General features: G+C 48.4%; 1 protein-coding gene. It reads left to right on the top strand.

What is annotated here, in order from left to right; translation table 11 throughout:
- Positions 1–465: FAD-dependent oxidoreductase (locus CYP05_RS03385; RefSeq protein WP_141090271.1), on the top strand; the 465-nt coding region annotated here is incomplete at both ends.

The raw sequence follows: 465 nt of genomic DNA, 5'->3' as shown, positions 1-465 counted from the left end.
CGCAAGCAATATCCAAACTCAACTGTCGTTGTCGCTACAAAGATGATGCCATCACGTAACGCGACTTGTATGGCAGAGGGCGGTATAAACGGCGTTACTGACTTTAGCAACGGCGACAGCTTCAAGCTTCACGCGTATGACACTGTAAAAGGTGCAGCATATCTTGCTGATCAAGATGCAGTTGTGAAATTTTGCGAAGCAGCAGGCGCAGTCATCCACGAGCTAGACTACAACGGCATGCTCTTTTCTCGTAAAGATAACGGCGACGTGGCATTTCGTTTCATGGGTGGCGCTAGCAAAAAACGCTGTAACTATGCAGCTGATAAAACCGGCCACGTTTTGATGCACGCCTGTCTTGACGACGCTATCACAGCTGGCGTTAAATTTCTAATGGATCACGAGCTACTTGAGATCGGTCTTGAAGATGGCAAGGTCGAAGGCGTCGTTCTTCGCAACATCCAAGAT

The sequence above is a fragment of the Campylobacter concisus genome, from assembly GCF_002913545.1.
GTDB classification, from domain to species: domain Bacteria; phylum Campylobacterota; class Campylobacteria; order Campylobacterales; family Campylobacteraceae; genus Campylobacter_A; species Campylobacter_A concisus_AV.
Note: the sequence above shows the minus strand (reverse complement) of the source record. Positions and strands in the feature narration are given on the sequence as shown.